At 39.2% G+C, this 24,183-nt stretch carries 25 protein-coding genes and 2 tRNA genes; 13 read left to right on the forward strand and 14 right to left on the reverse strand.

Features of this window, described 5'->3' with window-relative positions; genetic code table 11:
• Positions 1-13 precede the first annotated feature (13 nt).
• The 4 genes from J2128_RS03675 to J2128_RS03690 all read right to left on the reverse strand — a co-directional run bounded on the left by J2128_RS03675 (position 14) and on the right by J2128_RS03690 (position 2,739).
• Complete coding sequence (locus J2128_RS03675) at positions 14-250, reverse strand: LSM domain-containing protein (protein ID WP_209689738.1); 237 nt, start codon at positions 248-250, stop codon at positions 14-16.
• 70 nt (positions 251-320) lie between these two features.
• Positions 321-1,211, reverse strand: a complete 891-nt coding sequence (locus tag J2128_RS03680; RefSeq protein WP_209689740.1) for a class 1 fructose-bisphosphatase — start codon at positions 1,209-1,211, stop codon at positions 321-323.
• Positions 1,212-1,351: 140 nt separating this feature from the next.
• Positions 1,352-1,891: a ferritin gene (locus tag J2128_RS03685; protein ID WP_209689742.1), complete on the reverse strand. Its 540-nt coding sequence runs from the start codon at positions 1,889-1,891 to the stop codon at positions 1,352-1,354.
• Positions 1,892-1,998: 107 nt separating this feature from the next.
• Positions 1,999-2,739, reverse strand: a complete 741-nt coding sequence (locus J2128_RS03690) for a hypothetical protein (protein WP_209689744.1) — start codon at positions 2,737-2,739, stop codon at positions 1,999-2,001.
• Positions 2,740-2,923: 184 nt separating this feature from the next.
• Here J2128_RS03690 and J2128_RS03695 point away from each other — a divergent pair, with 184 nt between their 5' ends.
• Complete coding sequence (locus tag J2128_RS03695) at positions 2,924-3,391, forward strand: hypothetical protein (RefSeq protein ID WP_209689747.1); 468 nt, start codon at positions 2,924-2,926, stop codon at positions 3,389-3,391.
• Positions 3,392-3,413: 22 nt separating this feature from the next.
• On the opposite strand, the gene J2128_RS03700 is transcribed toward J2128_RS03695, so the two are convergent.
• From J2128_RS03700 to J2128_RS03710, 3 genes are all read right to left on the reverse strand, one after another.
• Positions 3,414-4,100 carry a 2,5-diamino-6-(ribosylamino)-4(3H)-pyrimidinone 5'-phosphate reductase gene (locus J2128_RS03700; protein WP_209689749.1) on the reverse strand — a complete coding sequence of 229 codons (687 nt, stop codon included), beginning with the start codon at positions 4,098-4,100 and terminating at the stop codon, positions 3,414-3,416.
• 353 nt (positions 4,101-4,453) lie between these two features.
• Positions 4,454-4,792, reverse strand: coding sequence for a hypothetical protein (locus J2128_RS03705; protein WP_209689751.1), 339 nt, complete (start codon positions 4,790-4,792; stop codon positions 4,454-4,456).
• Between the two features lie 16 nt (positions 4,793-4,808).
• On the reverse strand, positions 4,809-5,273 hold the full coding sequence (locus tag J2128_RS03710; RefSeq protein WP_209689753.1) for a hypothetical protein: 465 nt from the start codon (positions 5,271-5,273) through the stop codon (positions 4,809-4,811).
• A 133-nt stretch (positions 5,274-5,406) separates the two neighbouring features.
• Here J2128_RS03710 and J2128_RS03715 point away from each other — a divergent pair, with 133 nt between their 5' ends.
• Complete coding sequence (locus tag J2128_RS03715; RefSeq protein WP_209689755.1) at positions 5,407-5,943, forward strand: hypothetical protein; 537 nt, start codon at positions 5,407-5,409, stop codon at positions 5,941-5,943.
• A gap of 259 nt (positions 5,944-6,202) precedes the next feature.
• On the opposite strand, the gene J2128_RS03720 is transcribed toward J2128_RS03715, so the two are convergent.
• Positions 6,203-6,370 (reverse strand): hypothetical protein, encoded by a 168-nt coding sequence (locus tag J2128_RS03720; RefSeq protein ID WP_209689757.1) that lies wholly within the window; start codon positions 6,368-6,370, stop codon positions 6,203-6,205.
• Between the two features lie 233 nt (positions 6,371-6,603).
• A tRNA-Phe gene (locus J2128_RS03725) sits at positions 6,604-6,677 on the reverse strand.
• Between the two features lie 181 nt (positions 6,678-6,858).
• Here J2128_RS03725 and J2128_RS03730 point away from each other — a divergent pair.
• Entirely contained in the window at positions 6,859-7,830 is a 972-nt protein-coding gene (locus J2128_RS03730) for a DHH family phosphoesterase (RefSeq protein WP_209689758.1), read from the forward strand.
• A gap of 12 nt (positions 7,831-7,842) precedes the next feature.
• Here the strand turns inward: J2128_RS03730 and J2128_RS03735 are convergent, their stop codons facing one another.
• The gene (locus J2128_RS03735) at positions 7,843-8,634 is read right to left on the reverse strand and encodes a hypothetical protein (protein ID WP_209689760.1); all 792 of its coding nucleotides are present in this window, start codon (positions 8,632-8,634) and stop codon (positions 7,843-7,845) included.
• A gap of 44 nt (positions 8,635-8,678) precedes the next feature.
• Between J2128_RS03735 and metG the strand changes: the two genes are divergently transcribed.
• Positions 8,679-10,679: a methionine--tRNA ligase gene (metG, locus tag J2128_RS03740; protein ID WP_209689762.1), complete on the forward strand. Its 2,001-nt coding sequence runs from the start codon at positions 8,679-8,681 to the stop codon at positions 10,677-10,679.
• A 155-nt stretch (positions 10,680-10,834) separates the two neighbouring features.
• Here the strand turns inward: metG and J2128_RS03745 are convergent.
• The 3 genes from J2128_RS03745 to J2128_RS03755 form a co-directional block, all read right to left on the reverse strand.
• Positions 10,835-10,909 (reverse strand) — tRNA-Arg (locus J2128_RS03745).
• 91 nt (positions 10,910-11,000) lie between these two features.
• Entirely contained in the window at positions 11,001-11,393 is a 393-nt protein-coding gene (locus J2128_RS03750) for a DUF473 domain-containing protein (protein ID WP_209689764.1), read from the reverse strand.
• 5 nt (positions 11,394-11,398) lie between these two features.
• A complete protein-coding gene (locus J2128_RS03755; protein WP_209689765.1) occupies positions 11,399-12,121 on the reverse strand; it encodes a proteasome assembly chaperone family protein in 723 nt (240 codons plus the stop codon).
• A gap of 414 nt (positions 12,122-12,535) precedes the next feature.
• Between J2128_RS03755 and J2128_RS03760 the strand changes: the two genes are divergently transcribed.
• From J2128_RS03760 to J2128_RS03800, 9 genes are all read left to right on the forward strand, one after another.
• A complete protein-coding gene (locus tag J2128_RS03760) occupies positions 12,536-13,054 on the forward strand; it encodes a hypothetical protein (protein ID WP_245323293.1) in 519 nt (172 codons plus the stop codon).
• A 1,182-nt stretch (positions 13,055-14,236) separates the two neighbouring features.
• Positions 14,237-14,668, forward strand: a complete 432-nt coding sequence (locus tag J2128_RS03765) for a hypothetical protein (RefSeq protein WP_209689767.1) — start codon at positions 14,237-14,239, stop codon at positions 14,666-14,668.
• Between the two features lie 140 nt (positions 14,669-14,808).
• Positions 14,809-15,912 carry a hypothetical protein gene (locus tag J2128_RS03770; protein WP_209689769.1) on the forward strand — a complete coding sequence of 368 codons (1,104 nt, stop codon included), beginning with the start codon at positions 14,809-14,811 and terminating at the stop codon, positions 15,910-15,912.
• Between the two features lie 39 nt (positions 15,913-15,951).
• Positions 15,952-16,875 carry an ABC transporter ATP-binding protein gene (locus tag J2128_RS03775; protein WP_209689771.1) on the forward strand — a complete coding sequence of 308 codons (924 nt, stop codon included), beginning with the start codon at positions 15,952-15,954 and terminating at the stop codon, positions 16,873-16,875.
• A gap of 3 nt (positions 16,876-16,878) precedes the next feature.
• A complete protein-coding gene (locus J2128_RS03780; RefSeq protein WP_209689773.1) occupies positions 16,879-17,895 on the forward strand; it encodes an ABC transporter permease subunit in 1,017 nt (338 codons plus the stop codon).
• A 12-nt stretch (positions 17,896-17,907) separates the two neighbouring features.
• Positions 17,908-18,897, forward strand: coding sequence for an ABC transporter permease subunit (locus J2128_RS03785; RefSeq protein WP_209689774.1), 990 nt, complete (start codon positions 17,908-17,910; stop codon positions 18,895-18,897).
• Between the two features lie 169 nt (positions 18,898-19,066).
• Positions 19,067-20,182 carry a PepSY domain-containing protein gene (locus J2128_RS03790; RefSeq protein ID WP_209689775.1) on the forward strand — a complete coding sequence of 372 codons (1,116 nt, stop codon included), beginning with the start codon at positions 19,067-19,069 and terminating at the stop codon, positions 20,180-20,182.
• A gap of 144 nt (positions 20,183-20,326) precedes the next feature.
• A complete protein-coding gene (locus J2128_RS03795; protein WP_209689776.1) occupies positions 20,327-20,506 on the forward strand; it encodes a hypothetical protein in 180 nt (59 codons plus the stop codon).
• Positions 20,507-21,033: 527 nt separating this feature from the next.
• Positions 21,034-21,378: a DUF5611 family protein gene (locus J2128_RS03800; protein WP_209689777.1), complete on the forward strand. Its 345-nt coding sequence runs from the start codon at positions 21,034-21,036 to the stop codon at positions 21,376-21,378.
• A gap of 17 nt (positions 21,379-21,395) precedes the next feature.
• Here J2128_RS03800 and leuS read toward each other — a convergent pair whose 3' ends face one another.
• On the reverse strand, positions 21,396-24,176 hold the full coding sequence (gene leuS, locus J2128_RS03805; protein ID WP_209690198.1) for a leucine--tRNA ligase: 2,781 nt from the start codon (positions 24,174-24,176) through the stop codon (positions 21,396-21,398).
• Between the last annotated feature and the right edge of the window lie 7 nt (positions 24,177-24,183).

The following is a 24,183-nucleotide window of genomic DNA, read 5'->3' on the forward strand; positions in this document are numbered from 1 at the left end:
ACCCGGGTAATTTTCAGATTAAAGGAGCGATGGTCAGAATATTGCTCCCGCGGATAACTACGGTTCCAAGATTTCTGCCCCTTTCACCGTTAAAATATTCTGTAGCCTGATCCATCTGAATGTTTAAATGCTCGTCAACTGCAACAAGCTTTCCCTGAAGTTTTTTGCTCTCATCCTTTATTTCTACAACAATTTTGGAATCAACAAGAGCTGACACTTTTTTAATTGGAAGAACAATGCTGTTAACCATCGTCATTTATATGGTCTGCAATGTAATTAATCATTTTCCCTGATATAAAAATCTGTTAAAAAGAGTATAATTATTTCATTATTCTTTCAAGATCTTTTATTATCCCCCTGCTTCCCACATAAATTGGTGTTTTGTGATCAGGTTTTTGCGGAACTATATCCAGAAGGTCGTTTTTCCCGTCAGAAATTAAGCCCCCGGCCTGTTCTGCTATAAAACCTATGGGGTTGGCTTCATAGACAAGTCTTAACTTACCCTCAGGCTTATCTTTTGTTGCAGGGTAACAATAGACTCCGCCATATTTAAGAATCTGGTGAAAGTCAGCCACAAATGAACCGGAATACCTTAATTTGCCGCCGTCTTTTTCAATCGCAGAGATAAACTCACTGTGTTTTTCAGTCCAGTCCTTCTTTAATGCCCCGCTTCCGTAAAGATTTCCTTCCGGCATTTTAACAGGGCCGTCAAGAAGCGTATATACTCCTGATTTCAGCGCGAAAATATAAACTCCTTTTCCGACTGATACTGTAAGAACAGTCATAGGCCCGTAAAGCATGTACATGGCCGCTTTCAGGTCTCTGCCCATGCTCAGAGCATTGCTGTTATCATAAATTCCTACAATCGTTCCTACACAGAGATTCACCTGAATCAGCGACGACCCGTCAAGAGGATCCATAACGACTGCAAAACCTGTTCCGGCTTTTGGATTTCTGACGATATCAGGCTTTTCCTCCGATGCAATCTCACTGACAAGACCTGATCTCATTAAAGCATCTGTTATATGCTCGTCCGACCATACGTCAAGTGCAGCCTGCCTGTCACCGGATGTATTCTCAGTACCTGAATATGACTGGTTATTTATGAAAGCTTCCCGGATTGGTACGGCCTGCATCGAAATAAGACCTATCAGTTCCTTTAACTCACTGCTGCAACCGGCAGAATCAAGGTATTCATTTAAAGTTGTCATAACGGATTCAACCAAACCTTATCTCTTTTCAGGATATTTGGATGTTGTCCGGTAAATTTGTTTTGTAAATATATTGCCGCTCCAGAAATATCCGGCTTTATATCCCCTGAAAAGACTACAAAAAAGAATAGAGAGATAAATTACTGGGATGCAGGAGGAGTTGTTGCAGTAAGAGGCGTATAAACTCTTGTTGCAAGTTCCTTGTCCAGCATATATAAAAGACCTGAGCCCCCGCCATCCTTTTCAATCATTTTGAGCTGTTCTACAATCTGGCCCGCATCACTCTCTTCTTCTATCTGTTCATCAACAAACCACTGCAACATATTGTTTGTCGCGTGGTCCTTTTCCTTTATTGCCAGATTGACAAGCTCATTTATCAGTGAGGTTACTTTCTGTTCATGCTCCAGAGCCATTTCAAACGCTTCAAGCGGAGATTTCCACTCAAAGGGCGGTGCCTCGACAGGTTGCAGTTTCACCCTTCCTCCTCTTGAAATGACATACTGGTAGATCTTTATTGCATGGTCCCTTTCTTCCTGGGCCTGAACATACTCCCAGTTGGCAAATCCGCGAAGACTCCGGGACTCATACCACGAAGACATTGAGAGATACAGATACGAGGAATAAAACTCCCAGCGAATCTGATCATTCAAAGCTTTTTCAATACTTGGTTTAAGAGCCATAATAACACCTAAATTTTCTATTCTCAGTTTCAAACTGATCAATTTTATGCTATTTTTACTTTTTGGTAATGTCAAGGTTATAAAGTCTTTAAAAAAAGTAGAAATGATCAGTCATTTATTACAGGCGAGGCTTCTGGACTGAAAGGGTTCATTCTCATCTCCAGCGAAAAAAGGTATGGATAGTTTCTCTTCAGGTACCTCATATAATCCAGCCACTCAACGACAATTGATTCATATACACGCCTGAGGTCTCCTGATAGATGATCATAGTCCGCAACAGGAAGACAGTCGAATTCTCCCCTGCACTTTAGTTCTTCCGCCATATGAAACACAGCTCTTAAAAGCTCGGTGAATGATTCATGCTCAAGTAAAACCGGGTTTTCAAGCATACGAAGCAGAAAGTCCCTTTTTACCGATAAAAAATCGTTCAGCTTTGGTATATCTATTCGTGAGATATCTGCTGAGCTGTTATAAGAGAGAAGAAAATTCCTTACACGTGCAAAATCACCGTCATTCCACTCATTTTTCACCAGAAGTAAACTGTTGAATTTTTCAGAGCCGGAATCACTCTCTGATAAAACCTTTATCAGATGATTTCCGACTTCAGTAAAAAATGTGCCTATCACCATGTTCAGCTTATCGAGTTTCTCCCGCTTTGCACGCATTGTAAGCAGATCATTTATTACAATCGTAACAAGCAGGACGTTCAAAGGTAAAAATCCAAGAGAATTGAATATATAATTCAGAGTGTCCCCCATGTTGTGGAATACAAGATATTTCAGGGAATAAATCACAATAGTTACTCCGACAAGGAGTAAAGACAGTTTCATTACCCATCTGCGATCCATAAATAAACCTACATAGACAGCATATAATAAAAGGTCTCTGTTTTTTTAATTTTGAACGGTTTCTGTTTCTTTGAGACTTTAAAGCAATAATAGTTATAACGGATGCTGACCTGCACCGGCATTTAACGTTATGGATATAACAAACCAAAAAAATCATATATATTTTCAGAGCAATTCATCACTTATGAAAAAAATTTTCTTCACGGCTGTTCTGGTGGTTCTGGTTATGTTCGTATTCTTATCGGGATGTACCGGAGACAGTAGTTCAGGCTCGAAGCCTGCGGCGACGCAGACCCCGGAACAGACCACACCTTCAGCCACATCTACGGAATCAGATTTCTCATTGACTCCTACAGCTACTGATAAAATGCCATCAGGCCTGGGAGTAGTCGTAAACGCGGAAAAAGATCCGATTGACGGCAAAGTTACGGTAATCTCAAGAGGAGGACCAGGACTTTATATGGCAAACAACATCAACGTAAAATTATATCTATCTACAGGTGAGACAGTAGAGAAAAATATATCGCCTGACGTCAATTCAGAGGCTGTATTTACAGAAGGAACGAAGGGCGACGACAGGGTGGTTGCAGTAGTCTCTATGGACAACGGGGAATCGTATAAGATTCTTGATGAAGTCTTAAAGTACAGATAAAGATCAAATAACAAATAAAATATTAAATCTCTTTTGAGATTACTTTCCATCTCAGCAGGACACCGTCGTCAATTTTGTCCATGTCTATGAGAGAGAGCTTTGGAAACTCTTCTTCCTTTAAATATCCGTCCCCGTCAACCGGAGTGGGAGACTTTTCGCCTCCGATTATTACATTTCCTATACATGTGTAGATCTCATCAACAAGACCTTCCCTAAAAAGTGACCATATGAGAGTGCCGCCACCTTCGACCATAACTGACCTGACACCGTTTTCATACAGAGCCTCCATAAGACATGCAATGTCAACTCTATTTTCTCCTCCGACAAATATATCCGCAAATTCATTTAATGACTTAAGATTCTCTCCCAAGGCATTTTCAGATACTGCTATGACCCTTGGTCCTTCCCCCTTGTGAAGGATTTCAGCATCAACCGGAGTCCTCGCGTTGCTGTCAATAACAATTCTCAGCGGGTTCTCATCACGCCCTCTGGCGATTCTCCTGTCTTTATGGGACTGCGATTTCACAGTAAGAGAAGGATTGTCCGCAAGAATTGTCCCGACCCCGACCATAATGGCGTCTGCATCCGATTTAATGACATCAACACGGGAAAAGTCATCATTTCCTGATATTTTTACCTGCCTTCTTTCTACAGTAGAGAGTTTCCCGTCTGCACTCATTGCTAAATTCACAAAAACAAAAGGGCGCATAATAACCTGTTTAATTAATAGGGCATTATCTTTATCAATCTTTGTTACCCGGACTAAAAAATAATCTAGGGGAATATCAAAAAAATCCACAATAAAAAAGAAGGTAATTATAACATTTTTTGAAATTAGATTTAATGTAAAAATTATTTTCTGAATTCAGGGTTATGTAAATAAATTACAATAGGCCTTCGCAGGGATAGACTGGCATCCCTGCAGAAGACTGAGATAGATATTATATAATGGATAATGGAGATTCTTGAGAAGATTACAAACAGAAGCTATCTATAATAATCTCTTAAAAACACATGAGATTATTTTTAGAGAACACTAAATAAGAATTATCCAGAATAAATTTATTTATTTAAGGATGTATCATTTTCTTGTAATCTTTTTAAATTGTTTATTTTTAGATTATTCAATATCTGTTCTGCCAAAATTTTGGCATTTTCACTATTCATCATGATTCTATTTACAGAAACTATTCTTTCTCCGTTTACTACTATACCGGGCAATGTTAAAAAGTCAATAAAAAAATCATTGCCTGTATTCAAAGTTGAACTCCCGTTACTATAAATAATATTTTCGTATTTTGGAGTGAAATCCTCTGAATCTGTAAGGTATAATTTTTCAGTAGATATTTTGAATAGACCTGTTCTTAGTTCCTTTAGATTTTTCTCATTTTCCTTTGCCATATATAATCACCCGTTCTTAAGGACTGCATCCTGCAATATTCGGATCATATTGCATAGTTTTATCCAGTTCCTGTTTAGTGAATCTATACTCACTACCCAGTACAGGATTAAATTGAATCGAAATCTCCTTTTTAGTCCTCTCAATGTTTGGTTTTACTAATAGTTCCTCCAATATTCCTCGAATTAATTTTTTTCCAATATTTGTTGATTGATAATATGACTTTTCTGAAATGCCAATGTCATCCATATTTTTTGATATTCTTCTAACTAATCCTGCTCTTGAAAGTTCCTTGAGATAACGATCTATTTCACCCGATGATGAAGTACCAAAGCATTTTTTAATCTCATTAAATTTCAACTCCTCATTTTTCAGAATTGCAATGTATATTGCAAATGCTTTATCCTTCGCTAATGGCTTTAATGAATTTCTAATCTCTAACGGAATCTCCGATAGGTACTCCTCAATTGCCTCATCTTTCATAATAATCACCTCTTTACTATGAAATGTTCTTCCCACAGAAATCTATAGATTGAAGTCTCAAAATTGAGACTTCTTACATATATGTAAGTTAACAAGAGATAAAAATATTATCACATGGTATTAATGGTATATCATGCCAGATAGAAAAGAGGATTTCTTTTCTCCATATAAATCTGATAAAATTTTCTTAGCAAGGGATAAATCAAAAGTAAAAATAGGTATATTTGGCTCATTTGATGACGATAAAAAATATGTTCTAGTATCAGTTAGAGATTTCCTAAAAAAAGAAGGATATAAAAATACAAAAATGTCATTGGATTGTCCACAACCCAAATCAAAAATAACAGACGAAGAAAATCTAGAGATTAGCGAAAAATTAATAGAGTATTCTAACATTCACATAATATTCTTTTTTCATGATGATAAAAATCCCCAATGCAATGAATCCGCAAAAATAGAATTATCAAAGATCGATGAGAGGCATAAAAAAAACGTTTTAATTTTCGCAGAGAATGGAACAACAAACGGTTCATTATGCAGAGGGATAATTGCACGGGGAAAACAAAATTCATGGGACAATGAAGACTTCAAAAAAGGAGATCTTGATTTTGTATTTGATACTGCAATTTCTTATTGTTATAATTGCCTATTAGAAGATTGCAGTGGATAAAAATTTAAAATTTGTATTTACTATTTAGTTAAAAGACCGAATTATGATTTATTTAAATCACGACTTTCGCCTTATTATAACGATTTTTACCGACTTTGAGCCTTATTTTTTTCAATCAGATTTTTCTGAACAAGCGTTAACGCCTAGGCTACAGAATCAGGGTCCGTTGCCATCTTTTTGTTCATAATGTAGATTTTGGCACCATATTTATCGAAGACGATATCACACCAGATCAGGGCGGCAGACTATGAAATCCTTGTCACGGACCATGCAATGCCGAAATAATCACACGGTCACGCGCAGGAACAGCCTTTTTGATAAGGTCCTTAACCTCACCGTAGGATTTCATCAGGTCCAGTTGTGTCCCTGTTGACGTCAGGCACTCTAGTATCCCTTCAGGATCTATATTCCCGGAAATCCGGGTCATGGAAGGTCTTTCCTGTCAGGATATAATCATGCTACATATTCTCTGCATACAGTTTACCAATGTTAAATGATTTTTTGCGGACTGCATTATCCCTATTTATAGATTTCAAAGGTATTCTGAAATCAGAACAAAAAATATTTAGAAGAAATCCTTTAACGGTTATTCTTCTAACAAACAGACATAAAAAAATTGCGAAGTTAAAACCGATAAGGCTTTAGACCTCAGAATCCTGATGCCTCAACCCGGATTTGAACCGGGGACAACCAGATCTTCAGTCTGGCGCTCTCCCAGGCTGAGCTATTGAGGCACTCAAATACCATTTGAGCAAATAATATTGGATATTCTGACTAATAAATGATTTGATTTGATGAAGATATAATAGTCAGGGAATTAATCTGTGTAAAAGATCTGACATTTTACCTGATTGAACAGACATAAATTTACATTATCTATAAATTATACTGAGATTGAAATATACAGGAATACCGATGTGCAGCAACAGAAGTAACAAAAAGGACAAAAACAATTTTTTTAAAGCGATAAACGAGAGAAAATCAAAGATTGTCCATCTGACACATAATGACCTCGATGCAGCCGGGTGCGATGCCATACACAGGATAAAATACGGTAAAACATTTACGATATGGTCCTCTGTCGGAAAATTTCTGACAAATCTGTCAGCCGTAAGCAAGGTCTCAGGAAAAGGAGATACCCTCAGTATATCCGATCTCGGGTACCAGAAAGGAGCGGCTGAAATAATAAAAAGCGCAAAGAAAAACGGTTGGGTTATAGAGTGGCGCGACCACCACAGGTGGAGTGACGAAGAAATATCTGAAATAAGTAAAATTTCAGATTACCTGTGCGTTGACACCGGGACATGTGCAACAGGGGTTGTTGCGCGTGATCTTATGCCGGAGGACAAATGGTCAAAAGATATCGCCCATGTAGTCTGCGACTACGACCTGTGGAGACACAACGACCCCAACTCGAAAATACTCGGGGAGGTCTGCACAAAAAGGAAATACCTCGACATGGTAAGGGACTGCCTTGAAAAAGGTAGTGTCACAAACGAAAAGATCCTGGAAATATATGAAAGTATATCGAAAGAAAAGAACGATTCAATAAGAAAAAGCCTTAAGCATACCAGAATTCTTGAGGGCAGATATAAAATCGCTTTTGCACCACTTTACGGATACCCCAGTGAAACAGCTCATGCAATAAGGGAAAAGCTTCACACCGATATAGAAGTAATAGTCTCCGAAAACGGTAAGTTTTCAATAAGGTCCGTTCCCCCGGTAAGCCACCTTATAGCAAAAAGCTTCAACGGCGGCGGACACCCCCCGGCAGCAGGTGGCAGTTTTAAGTTCACGCTTGCTGACAAAGTATCATTTCTGGTGCTGAAAAAGAACAGATATTACCAGATGCTTTTTAATGTGGCAGAAAAGACAAGCGAAGAATAAAAACCCAATCTGTTATCTTAAAACATAAGCCCTCTCCTTTAATTTTTTCCAGTAATCTTCTCCATACCCACTTACAAAACCGCCCATGCAAATGTTTTCAGGATCAAAACGGCTCAGGCACAGGTCAAGATCATCCCTCTCCCCGTCAATTACAGCCACATTTTTGATGTCATACTCGTTCATCAGCTCAAAAATTACACGCAGCCGGTTTTTACTTACGGCTATACTGTCCTGGTATTCAAGAACTGCTGCATATGTGCGGGAGTTCCCGTCGGGCGAAAAAAACAAAACATTGTCCTTCGAAAGCTCCTCCAGTTCGACTGCATCAAAATGATTTGAGATTACAATATGGCCTTTTATACCGAGATCTCGCTGTTCACGCATGACTTTTTGGTATTCATCGCAGAGAAACCCTATAAATTCATACCTGTCCCTGTAAAAAGCATCCTCTAAAGGCAGGGAAGAAGGTGAAGGGAAGGCAAAGTAGGAACCCTTTGACTGCCTGAAAACCCTTTCAGCGTCAAGTTTAAAATATGCAGTGTCCACGTAAGGCTCGGATGTCAGAAAACCCGACTTAACTCCAAAGAGAGATTCCATAATTCTGGAACTGTAAAACATACCCCCTGCACATGGGATATCGGCATATTTTTTCTGATCCTTTATCAGTGACTCAATTTTGTATGATATAAGATCACAGCAGGTATTCTTCTCTTCCCTGACCCATTTTAAAAGTGCGCTCAGCTCCGGGTCACGCAGACTGCCGGCCCCAAATGATTTTAAAAGAACATTCTGCCTTTTTTTCATTGAATATTATGTATTTATACCCTCTAAAAGCTAAAAAGATAGGCATGAGTAATAAGCCTTTACTTGTGACATGCGGACTTCCATATACAAACGGCCCGTGTCACATCGGCCACCTGCGCACATATGTACCTGCTGATTTTTTTGTAAGATACATGAGGCACTGCGGAGAAGATGTGGTTTTTGTCTGCGGTTCCGACAATCACGGAACACCTATCGTGATAAGCGCAGAGGCCGAAGGGATTACCCCGCGTGAGATGTCCGAACGTTATAACGAACATTTTGATACAACATTCAAGAGGATGAATATCTGTTTCGACCGTTTCGGAATGACCGACGACCCCATAAATCACGATATGACAAAGGAAATAATACAAAATCTCATTGATAACGGATACATCTACAAAAAAACAATAAACCAAAGCTACTGTCCCCATTGCAAAATGTTTCTTCCCGACAGATATGTTGAAGGAATATGCCCGTACTGCGGGGAGAAAGCAAGAGGTGACGAATGCGACCAGGGATGCGGCAAACACCTTGAACCCGGAGAAATTATAGACCCGGTATGCAAAATCTGCGGAGAGAAAGCTGAACTTCGCGAACAGGAACACTATTTCTTTAAACTTTCAGACTTTGCTGAATTCCTGAATGAATATCTTCCCGGGCTTAAAGGAACATTAAACGCCAGAAATTATGCCTCAGGATGGATAAAAGAAGGCCTTCACGACTGGTGCATAACAAGAACTCTCAACTGGGGTGTAAAATTTCCAGGAAGAGACGACCTCGTTGTATATGTCTGGGTCGATGCTCCTATCGGGTACATTTCTTTCACAAGAGAATGGGCCAAAAAAACAGGTGGAAACTGGGAGCAGTTCTGGAAAGGAGACGCTCCGGTAATCCATTTCATAGGTCAGGACATAATATACCACCACTGCATATTCTGGCCGTCCCTGCTAAAAGGATCAGGATTCAGGCCGCCTGATGCAGTCATTGCAAGCGGAATGGTGAAAATAGACGACAGGAAATTTTCAAAAAGCCGTGGCTATGTCGTATGGACCAATGAGGACTATCTGGACCTTGGTCTTCCGGCGGATTACCTCAGATATTATCTTCTCTCATACACCAGTCACACAAAAGAGCTTAACTTTTCATGGAAAGAGTACCAGGCAAGAATAAACAATGAAATTGTGGACACCATAGGCAATTTCTTTTACAGGACACTGCATTTTACATCCAGAAAAATAGGCTCCATACCAAAAACCGAACCTGATAACGAAATAACAGAACAGATAAAGAAAACAATTGAGGAAGTTGACAAGTCTGCCAGGAATTATGAGTTTAAATCCGCCGTAGAATCCGTAATGTCTCTTGGAAACTTCGGCAACACTTATATCCAGTCAAACGCCCCGTGGAAACTTATCAAAACAGATAAAACCGCAACAGAACAGGTTATAAGAAACTGCCTCCAGGTCGTAAAGGCACTTACAATACTTCTGGACAGCGTTATTCCGCAAAAAGCCCAGGAATCATGGGAACTGCTTGGGTTTAAGGACAAAGTAAAAGACCACAGCATAAATGACGCTCTGACCGGGTTTGAGTCCGAAGTTCTTCCGGAACCAAGAATAATATTTAATAAAATAGAAGATGAAAGGATTGAGGAGTTTGAAAAAACCCTCAGAAAAAGGGTTAATGAAGCGAATCTAAAAGAAAATTCTAATATCAGGGATGAAAACATGATTACAATTGACGAATTTGCCAAAGTAGAGTTAAAGACAGCAACAGTTCTTGAAGCAGAACCGATAGAGGGGTCAAAGAAGCTTCTCAGGATTCAGGTGGACCTTGGTGATGAAAAAAGACAGATTGTGTCAGGTATCGCAAAATTTTACAAACCTGAAGATCTCAAAGGTCAGCAGGTAATTGTCGTTACAAACCTGAAGCCTGCCAGACTATGCGGTGTCGAATCAAACGGGATGATACTTGCCGCAGGAGACGAGGCATCTCTTCTTACAACAAAAAGAGACGTCTCACCGGGAACAAAAGTTCTTTAAATTAAATAAAATATTTTTAGCTTCAGATTTTTTTTAGTGCACTCCTCTTTAAGACATTATGAATCGCAAATGATGATATTGTTTTGAGAATTCTCTCAAAATTTGTCTTTTTAAAAGCAATTAAAACAGATTTTTTAATATCAAATAATAAAAAGCGGACCTGGAGGGATTCGAACCCCCGACATCCGGGTTAGAAGCCCGGCGCTATGTCCTGGCTAAGCCACAGATCCAAAAACACCAATATCTTTGCTCTATAACATTATACATTCAAGATATTAACTCTTTGCAAATGATTCCAAAAAATTGAATTAAATAAGATTATTACCCAGCACTATATACACATGACCTGACAATATCTACAACAGTAGGCTTAGACCAGTCTTTTCCTTCAACACATTTTGCAAAGGTTTTGTCCACGTACTTCACCTTAAGGCGCACCGACATTCTCTCACGCTCTTCACAGTAGTAAGGGTGAACGTACTCGATTGTCCTTTTCATATTGATTCCAATACTCAAAACCTCAACTATTATACCGGGATCACCGACAGACAAGTCATCCGGGTCAATGTCTGTCATGAAAACATGATCTCCCGGAAGAACGTCTGTAAGGGTGATTATGTTGTGCGCACTCTGCAGCTCAATAGTCCTCGGTTTGGATTTTTTCAGCTCTGAGATTACAGCAGGTGAAATTCCGGTTAATGCATTTATTTTCACTTGTATCACCCGTACATCGGAAGATGTTCCCTTTTTGGCACATCTGAATCACTTTCATTTTTCTGGACCTGTTCTGCCATTTTCTGCATAGATGCTTCAATCTCTTCAGCCTGTTCTATAAGAGGCTCAATGTCAACATTGAAGTTATATACCTCATTTAATACTTTCAGAACTGATACCGAAGACCTTGGATCAGGAGTAGGGACTGTTTCCCCGAGAAAACCTACGGCAGGAATTCCTAGCGACTTGCATTCAGTAAACAGACTTCCCGGCATCCCGGATATACTTCCCATAGGAAGGACCTCGGTTTTGTCTTTCAGCTCTTCAAGATACGAAGGTTCGGATGCAACTCCAAAAACCCTCTTCTCAGGGGTATTTGTTACGATACCAGCAAGAATAACAATCTTTTTAACATTATAGTTCTTCAGCCATGACAATATTCCCTGTGTAACCTCATAACATATCGAAGCATGAATCGGGATGTCTGACACGAATGCAACATATGAATCCTTGCTGTAAATCCTGATAGGAGCATTGATTACTCCATCAACCATCATAGCAACGGGGGGAAAATATTTACTGGTTATGCTCCCGATATACTCAAAACCTGCATTATCCACGAGGTACTGCATCGAAATGCTCCCCACAAGGCCGCTACCGGGAAAACCCATGAGGGCAATCACCTCATCGCCTTTGGGAGACTCTGACACAACTCTTACATCATCCATAATACACACCTGAATTCCGATTTCTAATTATTAAAATAACAATTTGATACTGAATATCAATATAAACAGCTCTGCATATAGCATTATCGGAAAATCAGGCAAAAACAATTTCAAGGTTTTGGTATTGCTATTATATTGTACAGTTGATTAATATTTCATACATTATAATACCCGTTTTACGCTGGAATAAAGTACTTCAACATTCCGGATCATCTCATTTTTGTTTTTTTGCCCATTGTTCATAACTTGGCTCTGTAGAAAACCTATTCATCTTTTTCAAGAACCATATTGTGAAGAATTATCCTGGTTTTGGGCTTCTGTAGAAATCCTCTTGTAAAATAGCGACCGAAAGATCGATCGTACAGGAGTTCCAATATTATTTATCCAAAAAATAAAAGAGGAACTCCCAAACAAATGTCGCAGAACAGGTACATCAATCTTGTGAAAATTTCTCAGGAGATTATAAAAAAGTCAAGAGTACCTCTTCGTTCATCAATTTATTCCAAAAAGAAATTTAACCAGCATCAGCTTCTTTCACTGATAATTTTAAAGGAAGAAATTGGAGTTGATTATCGCGATTTCTGTGACATTTTAGAGATTTTAACTCCAATACAAGATCTATTGGATTTAAAAGAAATCCCACATTTTAAAACTCTTCATAAGTTTTTCACCCGTTTTTCCGGACTTTTATTCAACAGAATTCTTGCGAAAACAATCAGAAAATTGTTGCAGAAGGGACACAAAATCCCGGTTACGTCAATTGATGCAACCGGGTTTACCAGCGCTTATGCAAGCCATTATTATTCAAATAGGATCGAAAAAAAGCGCAGAAGTTTTGTGGAAACGTCAATAGCGGTTGATTCTAAGAGTTTGCTGGTCTCCAGATGGAAGTTTTCAAAATCTCCAGTAAATGACAGAAAACATGCAAAATAATTGATTCTTCAGACTCAAAAAGCAACAAAGAGCCGTTGTTTTGCAATGGATAAAGGCTATGACGCAGATTCACAAATTCCTGTGAGAAAATGGGACTGAAAGATCCGCTCAGGAAAATTCCGGTTTGAAATTATGGCGACACACTACGTTTGAGAAAATATTACAACCAACTCAAAGAAATTAAGACAAGAATTATCATTCACAATATGCTTCTTGAAAAAAGCGATTAAGGGTTTCTACAGGGCCAAAATTTACAATTATTCTTTTATTATAAGTCCTTTACATAAATGTTGCAATTAATTCTTAAAATAAGAATTTTAATTTTTTTCCCGGTGCGCTTTGCTATGGTATATTCTGATCTTTGTTTTTTATGCATGTGCATCCTTTATATTGAATAATATTTTTGTGTACAGATATTCCTATTTTAATCTGTTTCTTTTATGATTTAACAAATTTATATTGTCGAATAAATTTTGGAGCATACAGTATTTTTATGATCCTGAAATATCCTTTATCAGTACATTATGTCAGAATAGTTGAATATCTTCTTTAATCAGAAAAAACGTGTAGAGAGTTGTGCAAAAAAAGGTTTAAATGAATACTCAAAATGGTATATCTGGAGACAAAAGAAGAGAAAAATAATGGCCGCAGACCTGATATTTTTGTCCTGCTGCCTGAAGAAAAGAACGAAATTTCATAAAAAGCCAAAGTAGTCAGATTGCAATTTCATCCTTTCCTTCTGTCTTCAATGGAGATACCATTTCCATCGAAAGACACCATAAAAGGGGGGGCTTAAAAGAACTGCGAATCTTTAAGACTTTTGAAGAGAGTCTGAAATGAAAGTTTATGCAGTCTGCGTGAAATCATCCAGATTTAACCGCCCCTTTTAAAACTGCATGTTCACCAGTTGCAGAATGTGAATATGCAGAAATTCAAACGGTTTTCTACACAGCAAAACACAAAATCTGAAATGACTAGAGAATGTAAAAATTTTCATCTGAAATTCACGGATTAAATTAGTGAAAATCTGATGGATAAATGCAGAAGAAAATTGACTGTTGATTAGAAAACCGGAATCTTATGGAAAAAAAAGTTAAGCTAAAAATCCGGGTTAAAGGCCGGATTGAAATTGAAATCTAAAAAAAATGAAAAATTCAACAAAAAATTAAAAAGACCAAAAAATTGAGAAAAGGAGAAGAAAAAATGAAAAAATTCAATTCAAAAAAGCTTGGCATTTTCCTTGTAGTAATGCTTCTTGAGGGTGCCGCGATTGTTGGGCCTGCCAGTGCAGCTACAACGGTGAGCTCAGTAAACTCTAATTACTGGGTAACTGCTGATGGCCATTATTATAACCAAAATTATGCAACATATTCCGGTTCGGCAGAAATGAAGAATGGTGAAGATGCAGAAAGAATTATTCTTGCTGTTACTTTGTATAACGATGACGGGTATTACATGGACGGTGGCAGTGATACTGAAATTAGTGCCAGTTCAGCTTCCGTGAGTGGTCATTATTCCAACAAAATGAAATTGGATAATCCATACACAGAAAGCAGCCTTGATTCAGTTAACCCAAGTGACCACAAATACCGGGTACAATATCATCTTCTTTGATGATTCTAATCTACCCCTTTTTTAGTTACATTAGAGAAGTGATGTTTATGCGGTGCAAATATAATTTTGTAAGTCTGGCAATTGTATTCCTAGTTTTTTTTGTTTTGATATCCGGATGTTCGGAAAGCGGCCAAAATGTCTTGAATGTAAATAATATTTCAAAGGAAGATGTTTCGATGGCACCAACCGCTGAAGAAACGGAAATAGTACTTGGTGAAGATTCATCAGACATTTCCGGTGGGACTTCTTTTAACATTTCCTGGCCTGATGTGAATCCTCCTTATGATGATAAAACAAAAAATGAGCTTATCGAACTTGCAAAAAAGGAAATCCTTGGTATTTTTCCGTATGTAAAAGAAGAGTCTTTGAACGGTTCGTTTGATGAAAATTACTTGTGGACTGACATGTTTTCGTCACATTATGGTCATCCTCGTATTTCATTTGAAAGTGCGGATGCAACTACCGATAATTTCCTTTCGGCGATGTCTGCACGTGGTGACTGGGAGGATGAAGATTCAGTTGAAATATTAGTAGACGGAAAAACGGGTGAAATTGTTTTTTATGGTTCAGTTGTCTGGGACGCACCTTCAAATAAAGAAGTCCAGAGAGTTACATTTGAAGAAGCTGAAAACAAATCCATTGAATATGTCAAAAAGCTGAAAGGCGAAGATTATGTAAATAAAGCGGGGCCTGATTTTTTCACCGGAAAGAAAAATCTTGATGCAGAAAACGGCTGTGGATATTCGACATTTAAAAGAGTTCAGATGTACGGTAATGGAGTCAGTGATTTGGATGACGAGATATTTATCAGATACGACATGTATATTGACAGACTTCTCTACTATAAGGACAATTCCAAAAGTGAGGCTGAGCATGAAAATATAAGTTCTTTGATTGAATCACCGTCAGTCACTTTTGACGAGGCAAAGAATATTTTTGAGTCAAAATTAAAGGAGGAATACCCTGATGAAGACCTTGGGATCTATTACCTCAAGTATAACTCCAAAAATAATCTGGCGGTTTTTGATGACTACGGGACTTCAACAGTAGGCTGGTACATTTATTTCAACGACAAGTCTATGCGTGAAGTAAATGGAAAGAGTATAAATCAGGTCGTGATTGATGCAAACACGGGTGGAATTCTTTCTCTGAGATACAGGGATATTGTAATACCCCCGTATACAAAAGAGGAAAAGGAAATTATGGGTCAGATTCAGGCAGATATGGCTAATAATGGATCATAACCATTTTTGGCTTTTTTGATGGGAGTACGGGGTGAAATAATGATAAAAACAGAAAATTTGACCAAAGAATATAACGGAAAAAAAGCTGTCGACAATTTAAACCTTGAGGTTGGCGACGGAGAGGTTTTCGGTTTTCTGGGCCCGAACGGTGCCGGAAAGAGCACAACAATCCTGATGCTTGCCGGAATGATTGAGCCTACCTCCGGGAGCTGCACGGTTGACGGTATCAATGTCGCCTTAGACCCGCTTAAGGGAAAGGAGATTTTAGGTTATCTTCCGGAAGACGTCGGTTTCTACAGAAATCTGACGGGGTATGAAAATCTCGATTACCTGGGAAAGTTCTACCCTATTACGAAAAGTGAAAGGGAGGAGAGAATCGAGACCCTTTTAAAGAGTGTGAGGCTAAACGACGTCCCGCAGAAGGTAGGCGAATACTCCCGCGGAATGAACCAGAGGCTTGGACTTGCACTTGCCCTTTTAAACGACCCGAAAGTAATAATTCTTGACGAACCGACTGCAAACCTTGACCCCGAGGGTGTGTTAAGATACCGTGAAATCATAAAAGAGCTTGAAAAAGAAAAAAAAACGATTCTTATCTGCTCGCATGTCTTATCGGAAGTCCGTGCGGTATGCAACACTCTCGGCATAATTTCGCAGGGAAAACTTGTTGCGAGAGGGTCTGTTGAGGATGTCGAGGACGAACTGATTGTACAGAGCAACACCCCTCAGAAAATTGTAATAAAATCAATCAATCCTGACGTCTACGGTTTCGTCGAATCAATCTCAAATCCTGAAATCCTCGGTGTTGACAGGACTGAAAACGGCGTTGAAATCAGGGTTAAAAAGGATATCAGAGAGGAGATAGCAAAAGAGCTTGACGGTAACTGCTGCGGTATAACCGAGATGTACCTTGACAGACCGGGCCTTGAGGATTTGTTCCTGAAAGTATACAGGAGGGAATAAATAGTGGATTTAAATCGCCTTAAGGTAATATCCCAAAAGGAATTTTCTGATCAGATTACAAGTAAAAAGTTTATAATACTCTTTTGTATCACCTGCATAGTGCTTGGTGTTGCAGGTTCGAACGGTGTGACCAATTATAAAAATTCCCTTGAAAGCTACAATAACGGTGATGAGGGAGTTCTGTTTTTTCCTTCGGTCCTTGAAGTATTCAACAGTATTACAAACGTAGTAGGAATAGACGGGCTTGGAATCATCATAGGAATTGCTATAGGTTTCGATCTGGTATCAGGTGAAAGAGAGGGGAGGTCCCTGAAGACCATACTTTCAAGGCCGGTCTACCGTGATGAACTCATAAACGGCAAGGCAATAGGTGGAATTGCCGCGATTGCGGTAGTGACTCTTGCAGGATTTATAGCCGTATGCGGTGTTCTGCTTGTTTTCGGGGTTGTACCTTCAGTTGACGAAGTCCTCCTTATAGGGTTTATCTGGCTTCTTACAATGCTTTTTATGACATACAGTTTTTCTTTGTCTCTGATGTCGTCCGTTTTTGCCAGAACAAGCGGTGGAGCACTTGTATTGTCTTTTCTTGTAGTTCTCTGCCTGGTGTATGTCATCCCTTCCGGTGGTGGAGATGTTGGGACATACCTTATCCTTGGTCAGGAGCCTTCAAAAGACAACTACGACATGGGATCTTACATGCAGTCTGAGGCGTTTGATGAGGCAAAATATCAATACGAAAAAAACGAACTTGAGGTCCATGATTTTTTCAATATGTTCTCTGTAGGAAGTGTCTATAACGACATAGCAAGTGCGATAACACTTCCGTCAAGCTACGTTATTTCAGAAAAGATTGGGTTTCTGAGCTATTCCCTTAATCCTGACCTTGGTGCAGATATTGAAAAACCGACGTTCTGGGAGACTCTTGGTGACAAATGGGTAAAACTGATTGTTTTTATCGCATGGCCGGTTCTTTTCTTTGGAATAGCCTATGTTAAGTTCATGAGGATTGACCTTCGGTGAGGTGGCGTTTTTATGGATTTTAAGAGAATTACCTTAATCGGGATAAAAGAATTCCGCGACAACATTACAAGTTTTCGTTTTCTTGCACTTCTTGTCGTAATGCTGGTACTTGCTGAAATTGATGTTTTTGGGGATATCGGCTCTTATCTAAAGACCCTTGAAAGTCTGAGCAGTCCGGGCGGTTATTCTTTGTTCGGTCTGCCGCTTGCCCAGAATATTTTTGGAGGGATTTCTTCAGGTATAGCCGGAAGTTCAATATTCGGATCTGTCATAGCGATAGTTCTGGGATTCGATCTGATTACAAAGGAAAGAGAGACAGGTTCGATGAAAGCGATATTATCTGTTCCTGTATATCGTGACGAGGTAATAAACGGAAAGGCACTTGGGGGCATAGCCTCGATTGTTTTTGCAGTAACTGTTGTTTTCGTCCTTACTTTTGGCATTCTTTTTGTTTACAGCATAGTTCCTGACTTCAGCCAGATGGAATTTATATTTGTATTCTGGCTTGTAACTGTTCTTTATCTGTCAGGAGTATTTGTAATGTCCTTAATGGTCTCTTCTTTTTCCAAAACAAGCGGGATGTCTTTTATTTATTCACTGCTCCTCTTTCTTCTGTTAACAAATGTCGTATATTCAGCAGGAATTTATACTGTCGATTCTGTACTTGGCCCTAAACCCTCGGTCAACACGAATGCCCTTGATTCTTCGGAGCTGAATGATTACAATTCGCAGGTGAAAGCGTATTACCAGAATGAGATGGAGCTTACAAATCTTGTCTATTATATCTCATACGATACGAATTACAGGAAAATTTCTTCGGCTCTTACCGATCCTGTAAGGTATGTATGGACCCAGTCGTTTGAAAAAAGCGATTCGGATTATCAGCCTGATTTTTCCGACATAATCGAAAAGGTCTGGGGTAATATCCTCTTTCTTATTGCATATCCTGTTGTCTTCTTTGGGATAGCCTATGTGAAGTTTATGAGGCTTGATCTGAGGTGATTTTTTAAAATAAATTTTTCAGGAGAAATAACGTGTAGAGGATTGTGGCGTAAGAAGTTTTGTCTTTTAATTTAAATCATAATCTCTGGTTAAAGTGAAAAAAGACTTTCAAAAGCCTTTATTAAATATGATCTGTGAAAACTAAAATAAACTATAATTTGAGGTTAAAATGATTAAATCCAAACGTGTTTCAGGTAAATTTAAATTAATAGTACCTATTGCAATATTAACCTTATTCTGTATCTCTTCAGGTTGTACTTCCCAGACAGAGAATACAGATACAAACGTAGTTACCACAACAACAACCGCTACACCTGTTGAATCAGTTGTTGGTTCTGAAAATACTCTTACAGAAACTCTAAATCCTGAAAAAAGCACAGGAGAGCCAAAAAGCTTAAGTGAAATTTTTGACGGGTATAGTGATTACATTCTTGAGTTGTTCCCTGATTTTATACCTGAAACAGTAAAAGGAAAAATACCCTGGGAAGAAAATGATCCACAGAACCCTGCAATTGATGTTTATACATTTAAGGATATAGAAGAAGCATCCGATGGGAGTGTTTATGAGGCGAGAATTGATGCTAAAACAGGCAAAATACGTTCTGTCTATGAATCCTCAGGTTATATCGAACCTTCCGGCAGTGCTAAATTAACTCTTGGAGAAGGAGAAGAGATTGCAAAATCATTTGTAATGAAGGCCTTTGGTAAAGGCCCTGATGATGTGGGTGATCCTGAGAATAAATTTTCAATAGTAAATACCTCAAATTACGTAGGTCTTGAGAAATTAAAAGAAAAGGGCAGAGCTGCAGAAATTTTTGTAAGGTACTACAATATGTATGAAGGACTAAACGGCGGTCCTATTTTAATGATGACTATTAATTCAATTTCAGGTAACGTAACATCATGTCATTTTACTGTTCCGGATCTGTGTAATCATACTTTTTCCTCTTCAGTACCTTCTGTATCATTTAATGAAGCTAAGAAAATTGTTGAGGATGAAATAAACACTAATTACCCCGGGGAAATAAAAAAATACGATTTTTTAGGTAATGAATCTGAAGCTTTATCCTGGGATACGGGAATTTCAGTGTATTATGACAATACTACGCCTATACGCCTGATTTGGACACTGGATTTTAATGTAGAAAAAGATTCCGATAAGATGTCTGATACTCATACTTATCAGGCTATAATTGATGCACATACCGGGGAGGTTCTTGCCCTTCACTATAAGGACATTGACATTGATTATCTGGATAAATACTACAACTCCCTTTATATGTGACAGTGAATATGTTTGAATTAAATAAGATTATATGGAAACTAAAATTTTCCGTAATAATTTTTGTAATTATATTCTCCTGCTTTTTTTCAGGTTGCATGAACTCTTCAAATGATGAAAATACCTTGGTGGCATCGGATTCTTTGGATGAAAACAGAGTTCAGGGATTGCAGGGGTCAGACTGGTGAATTAAACGAAAGTTTTAGGAAAGATGATACTGGACCAAGAGCAGGTCCTGATTTAACCGAAAAGACAAAAAAATTAATTTCTGCATTATTTTCTCAGATAATTCCTGAAACTATTAAGGACCCCAATTACGTCAATTGATGCAACCGGGTTTACCAGTGATTATGCAAGCGACTATTATTCAAAGCGCATAAGAAAAACACATAAAAGTTTTGTAAAAACGTCAATTGCAGTTTGATTCAAAGAGTCTGCTGGTCCTGGATAAAGGCTATGACGCAGATTCACAAATTCCTGTGAGAAAATGGGACTGAAAGCTCCGCCCAGAAAAAATTCCGGTTTGGAATGATGAAAATATTGATCGAGAAACGTATGGACAAGGAAATCTTGTTGAATGCGTTTTTTCAATGATTAAACGTAAATATGGCGACACACTACGTTCGAGAAAATATTACAACCAACTCAAAGAAATTAAGACAAGAATTATCATTCACAATATGCTTCTTGAAAAAAGCGATTAAGGATTTCTACAGAGCCACATTCTCACCAAATATTAATTCCGGATGTCTCTTAGGTTACAAAAAAAGATAATAATGTATGCATCATCTAAGGCGCTGATTATGATATCCCATCCAAAAAAAATTAATGCAGGCTGTGTTAAATAATAAACCATGCAGGAATACTCTATAAAAAGAGGATTTAAAGAGGGCCTGAACGAAAGGGCCAGAGACGGACTCATAAAATATTTTGACAAAGAGCCTGATGAAAAATCAGGTCATTTCAGTATAAATTATGGATCTTTCAAATATCTTGAGGCGTGGATAAACGATAAAGGAAGCATGCTTTGCATAGACACTGAGTCCGACAGTGAACTGTATGACAGTCACCCGGAGGATGAAGCAGACAAAATTGTACTTGACACAAATTCCAGATTCAGGAATTATCTGGAATACGTAACAGGGTACAACACAAAGGAAAGGAAAAAGAAAACTACCACAGCAGTAAAAAAGAAATAATTTTTTTAAATATTTTTTTATTCAATTAATATCGCCGGTTTGAACGGAAGTGCCATACGCGCTTTCTGGTGACTGCTCTCATCAGGGCATACAATGTTTAATTCGACTCCGTATTCATGCTCAATAAACTCCTTGGCCGAATCAAAAACGGATTTTTCATCAATACCATACTCGCACAGCCTGCTGACAAGTTCCGGCGGGAACCTGTGAATCAGGTTTGTTATCTGCTTAATTGCATCGGCAGCCTCCTTTCCGCGTTTTTTAATGGACTCATCTTTCATAAGAACAGAGAATATTTTCTTTTTATCATCTGTCATGGCAATTCTTCTGAATATCTCAAATTTCCAGGCGGGTGATATATAAAGAGTCACCGAAGGGGTTTTTGAGTCAACCTTTATAAGCTTCAGAATCGATTCGATATCTTCTACCGTCCTTTCCAGAAGTTCCTCTGCAAGTTCTGTCTGGATATCTACCTTTGATTCATCACTGACGGGCCACTGTGCAAACGAGATGTTTCCGGAATTACCTGTGGCTTCCCACAGATTCTGGCATGTAAACGGTATGAAAGGTGCCAGAAGCCTTATCCAGATACTGTTGACTTCCTTAAGAACTGCCGATCCCTGCACATCTGCAGGCAGACGGCGGCGGTACCATTTAAGGTCTGATTCAACTCCAAAGTATGCCTCCTGAAGGGCCTGGCGGGTCTGGAAGGATGAAAGGGCTTCAGTGGCATGAGCAATTCTGTCCTGCATTCTTGACAGAAGCCACCTGTCTATAGGATACTCACCCGAAGGTGCCTCATCGTTATCATGGACTGTATTCCAAAACCTTTCTATTTGCTTCTTAGTTGATGAGACAAGCTCTTTTCTCCAGTCAAAGTCCTGCCACGGCTCTGCACTTCCGACCAGGAACATACGAACCGTATCCGCACCTACTTCATTTATGGCGTCCTCCAGAAGGACCACATTCCCTTTCGAAGAAGACATCTTCGCCCCTTCCAGAAGTCCCATTCCAAAGACCACCATTCCCTTCGGCTGAAGATCGTCAGAGAACAATGCCTTATGGTGGAACAGCTGGAAAGTCAGGTGGTTGGATATTAAGTCCTTTGCCGAGAACCTGTAGTCGTAAGGATACCAATACAAAAATTCATTTCTTAGATCCTCTGCTGTCTCTTTTGGAACAGGAAGCGAATCAGGTGAACCCTCACCCCTGTAAATATAGTCAAAAACTTCAGGAGTCAGTTTTTCCGGCTCTATTTTCAGCAGTTTGTGGGCAATTGTATAAAATGCCATGTAGATTGTCGAATCCGAAAGGGGCTCAACAAGCCAGCTCTTATCCCACGGGAGATAAGTTCCAAGACCAACCTTTCTTGTACATGCCCAGTCATTCAGCCAGTCAATAGTCCTTTCAAACTCCGCACGTACTTCAGGAGGGACAAGACTTATTTTATTCAGTTGTTCATGAATCTGCTTTTTCCATTCGGGATCGCTGTACTGCAAAAACCACTGGTCCTTAAGAATTCTTACGTAAACTCTGCTCCCGCAGCGGCACATTACATTCCTGTTGTCAAAATCATACATTATGAGTGAACCGTACTGTTCAAGCATGACAGAAGAAAACTCTTCTCTGGCAACTTTCACAGGTTTTCCACCATACTGGGGAAGCATCCTCCCTTTGGAGAATTCGGCACTGTACACTTCCTGCGTAAGGGTCTCGACTCCGGGGTCGTTCTGGTCTTTTATTCCTGACTTTTCCACGGCGTCCTTTGCCGGAAACTCGCTGTAACCGGGAACGGAGATAAGAGACACAGGAGTAATATCTGTATACTTTCCACTGTTTTGGAGATCACGCAGTGCAATGTAGTCAAACGGTGCATGGGCCGGAACACTCATGACAATTCCCGTTGCCATATCGGGGTCCACAAACTCAGCAGGCAGGACTTTTATGTCCCCGCATAAAGGATGCGAAACTGTCTGGTCTACAATGTCTCTTCCTGCTATTTCACCCTCTTCGACAACATCATGCTCCTGGTATGATATCTTTAATGCAGCCTGCGGTGACAAAATCCATTTGGACCCGTCAACTTTCACTTTTTTGTAGATTACATCAGGGTTTATCCAGAGATTTGTAACACCGTATGTGGTCTCAGGACGAAGTGTAGCACAAGGCAGACTGTACTCCCCCCACTTAAACATTATAAGGACATACTTTACTATTTCTGCCTTTTCTCCTTCCAGAAGGTCATGATCCCCGACAGGGTTGTCGCACTGCGGGCAGTATTTTACAGGATGTGCACCTCTTACAATCCGGTTCTGCTCCATCAGGTGAAGGTACTGCCACTCTATGAATTTGCTGTACTGCGGATAGACTGTAGTAAACCTGCGCCTCCAGTCGATGGAAAGACCGCAACAGCGCATAATTCTTTCATATTCGTCGCTGAAATACCTGACAATCTCCGTCGGCTCGGTAAATTTTGATATTATATCCTGAGGTACACGGTAAAGGTCCCTGTAAAGTCTGATTGTCTTCTCGTCTCCGTTTGCAATTCTTTTGGAAATTCCTATTACAGGTGACCCGGTAACATGGAATGCCATCGGAAAAAGGACATGCTTACCCTGCATTCTCTTGAAACGTGCAATAACATCAGGTACGATATACGTCCTTCCGTGACCTACGTGCATCGCGCCACTCGGATACGGGTAAGCAACGTTGAGATAAAACTTTTCAGCACCTTTTATAGGATCAGACTCAAAATCATGAGCCCATTCCTCACGGTATTCTTTTTCGCAATCTCTCATATCATAT

This window comes from Methanomicrobium sp. W14, from assembly GCF_017875315.1.
Taxonomy (GTDB): Archaea; Halobacteriota; Methanomicrobia; order Methanomicrobiales; family Methanomicrobiaceae; genus Methanomicrobium.

Coding starts and splice junctions, on each gene's coding strand:
- J2128_RS03675 (WP_209689738.1), bottom strand. CDS start 250: ATGGTTAACAGCATTGTTCTTCCAATTAAAAAAGTGTCAGCTCTTGTT.
- J2128_RS03680 (WP_209689740.1), bottom strand. CDS start 1,211: ATGACAACTTTAAATGAATACCTTGATTCTGCCGGTTGCAGCAGTGAG.
- J2128_RS03685 (WP_209689742.1), bottom strand. CDS start 1,891: ATGGCTCTTAAACCAAGTATTGAAAAAGCTTTGAATGATCAGATTCGC.
- J2128_RS03690 (WP_209689744.1), bottom strand. CDS start 2,739: ATGGATCGCAGATGGGTAATGAAACTGTCTTTACTCCTTGTCGGAGTA.
- J2128_RS03695 (WP_209689747.1), top strand. CDS start 2,924: ATGAAAAAAATTTTCTTCACGGCTGTTCTGGTGGTTCTGGTTATGTTC.
- J2128_RS03700 (WP_209689749.1), bottom strand. CDS start 4,100: ATGCGCCCTTTTGTTTTTGTGAATTTAGCAATGAGTGCAGACGGGAAA.
- J2128_RS03705 (WP_209689751.1), bottom strand. CDS start 4,792: ATGGCAAAGGAAAATGAGAAAAATCTAAAGGAACTAAGAACAGGTCTA.
- J2128_RS03710 (WP_209689753.1), bottom strand. CDS start 5,273: ATGAAAGATGAGGCAATTGAGGAGTACCTATCGGAGATTCCGTTAGAG.
- J2128_RS03715 (WP_209689755.1), top strand. CDS start 5,407: ATGCCAGATAGAAAAGAGGATTTCTTTTCTCCATATAAATCTGATAAA.
- J2128_RS03720 (WP_209689757.1), bottom strand. CDS start 6,370: ATGACCCGGATTTCCGGGAATATAGATCCTGAAGGGATACTAGAGTGC.
- J2128_RS03730 (WP_209689758.1), top strand. CDS start 6,859: ATGTGCAGCAACAGAAGTAACAAAAAGGACAAAAACAATTTTTTTAAA.
- J2128_RS03735 (WP_209689760.1), bottom strand. CDS start 8,634: ATGAAAAAAAGGCAGAATGTTCTTTTAAAATCATTTGGGGCCGGCAGT.
- metG (WP_209689762.1), top strand. CDS start 8,679: ATGAGTAATAAGCCTTTACTTGTGACATGCGGACTTCCATATACAAAC.
- J2128_RS03755 (WP_209689765.1), bottom strand. CDS start 12,121: ATGGATGATGTAAGAGTTGTGTCAGAGTCTCCCAAAGGCGATGAGGTG.
- J2128_RS03760 (WP_245323293.1), top strand. CDS start 12,536: ATGTCGCAGAACAGGTACATCAATCTTGTGAAAATTTCTCAGGAGATT.
- J2128_RS03775 (WP_209689771.1), top strand. CDS start 15,952: ATGATAAAAACAGAAAATTTGACCAAAGAATATAACGGAAAAAAAGCT.
- J2128_RS03785 (WP_209689774.1), top strand. CDS start 17,908: ATGGATTTTAAGAGAATTACCTTAATCGGGATAAAAGAATTCCGCGAC.
- J2128_RS03790 (WP_209689775.1), top strand. CDS start 19,067: ATGATTAAATCCAAACGTGTTTCAGGTAAATTTAAATTAATAGTACCT.
- J2128_RS03795 (WP_209689776.1), top strand. CDS start 20,327: ATGAAAACAGAGTTCAGGGATTGCAGGGGTCAGACTGGTGAATTAAAC.
- J2128_RS03800 (WP_209689777.1), top strand. CDS start 21,034: ATGCAGGAATACTCTATAAAAAGAGGATTTAAAGAGGGCCTGAACGAA.
- leuS (WP_209690198.1), bottom strand. CDS start 24,176: ATGAGAGATTGCGAAAAAGAATACCGTGAGGAATGGGCTCATGATTTT.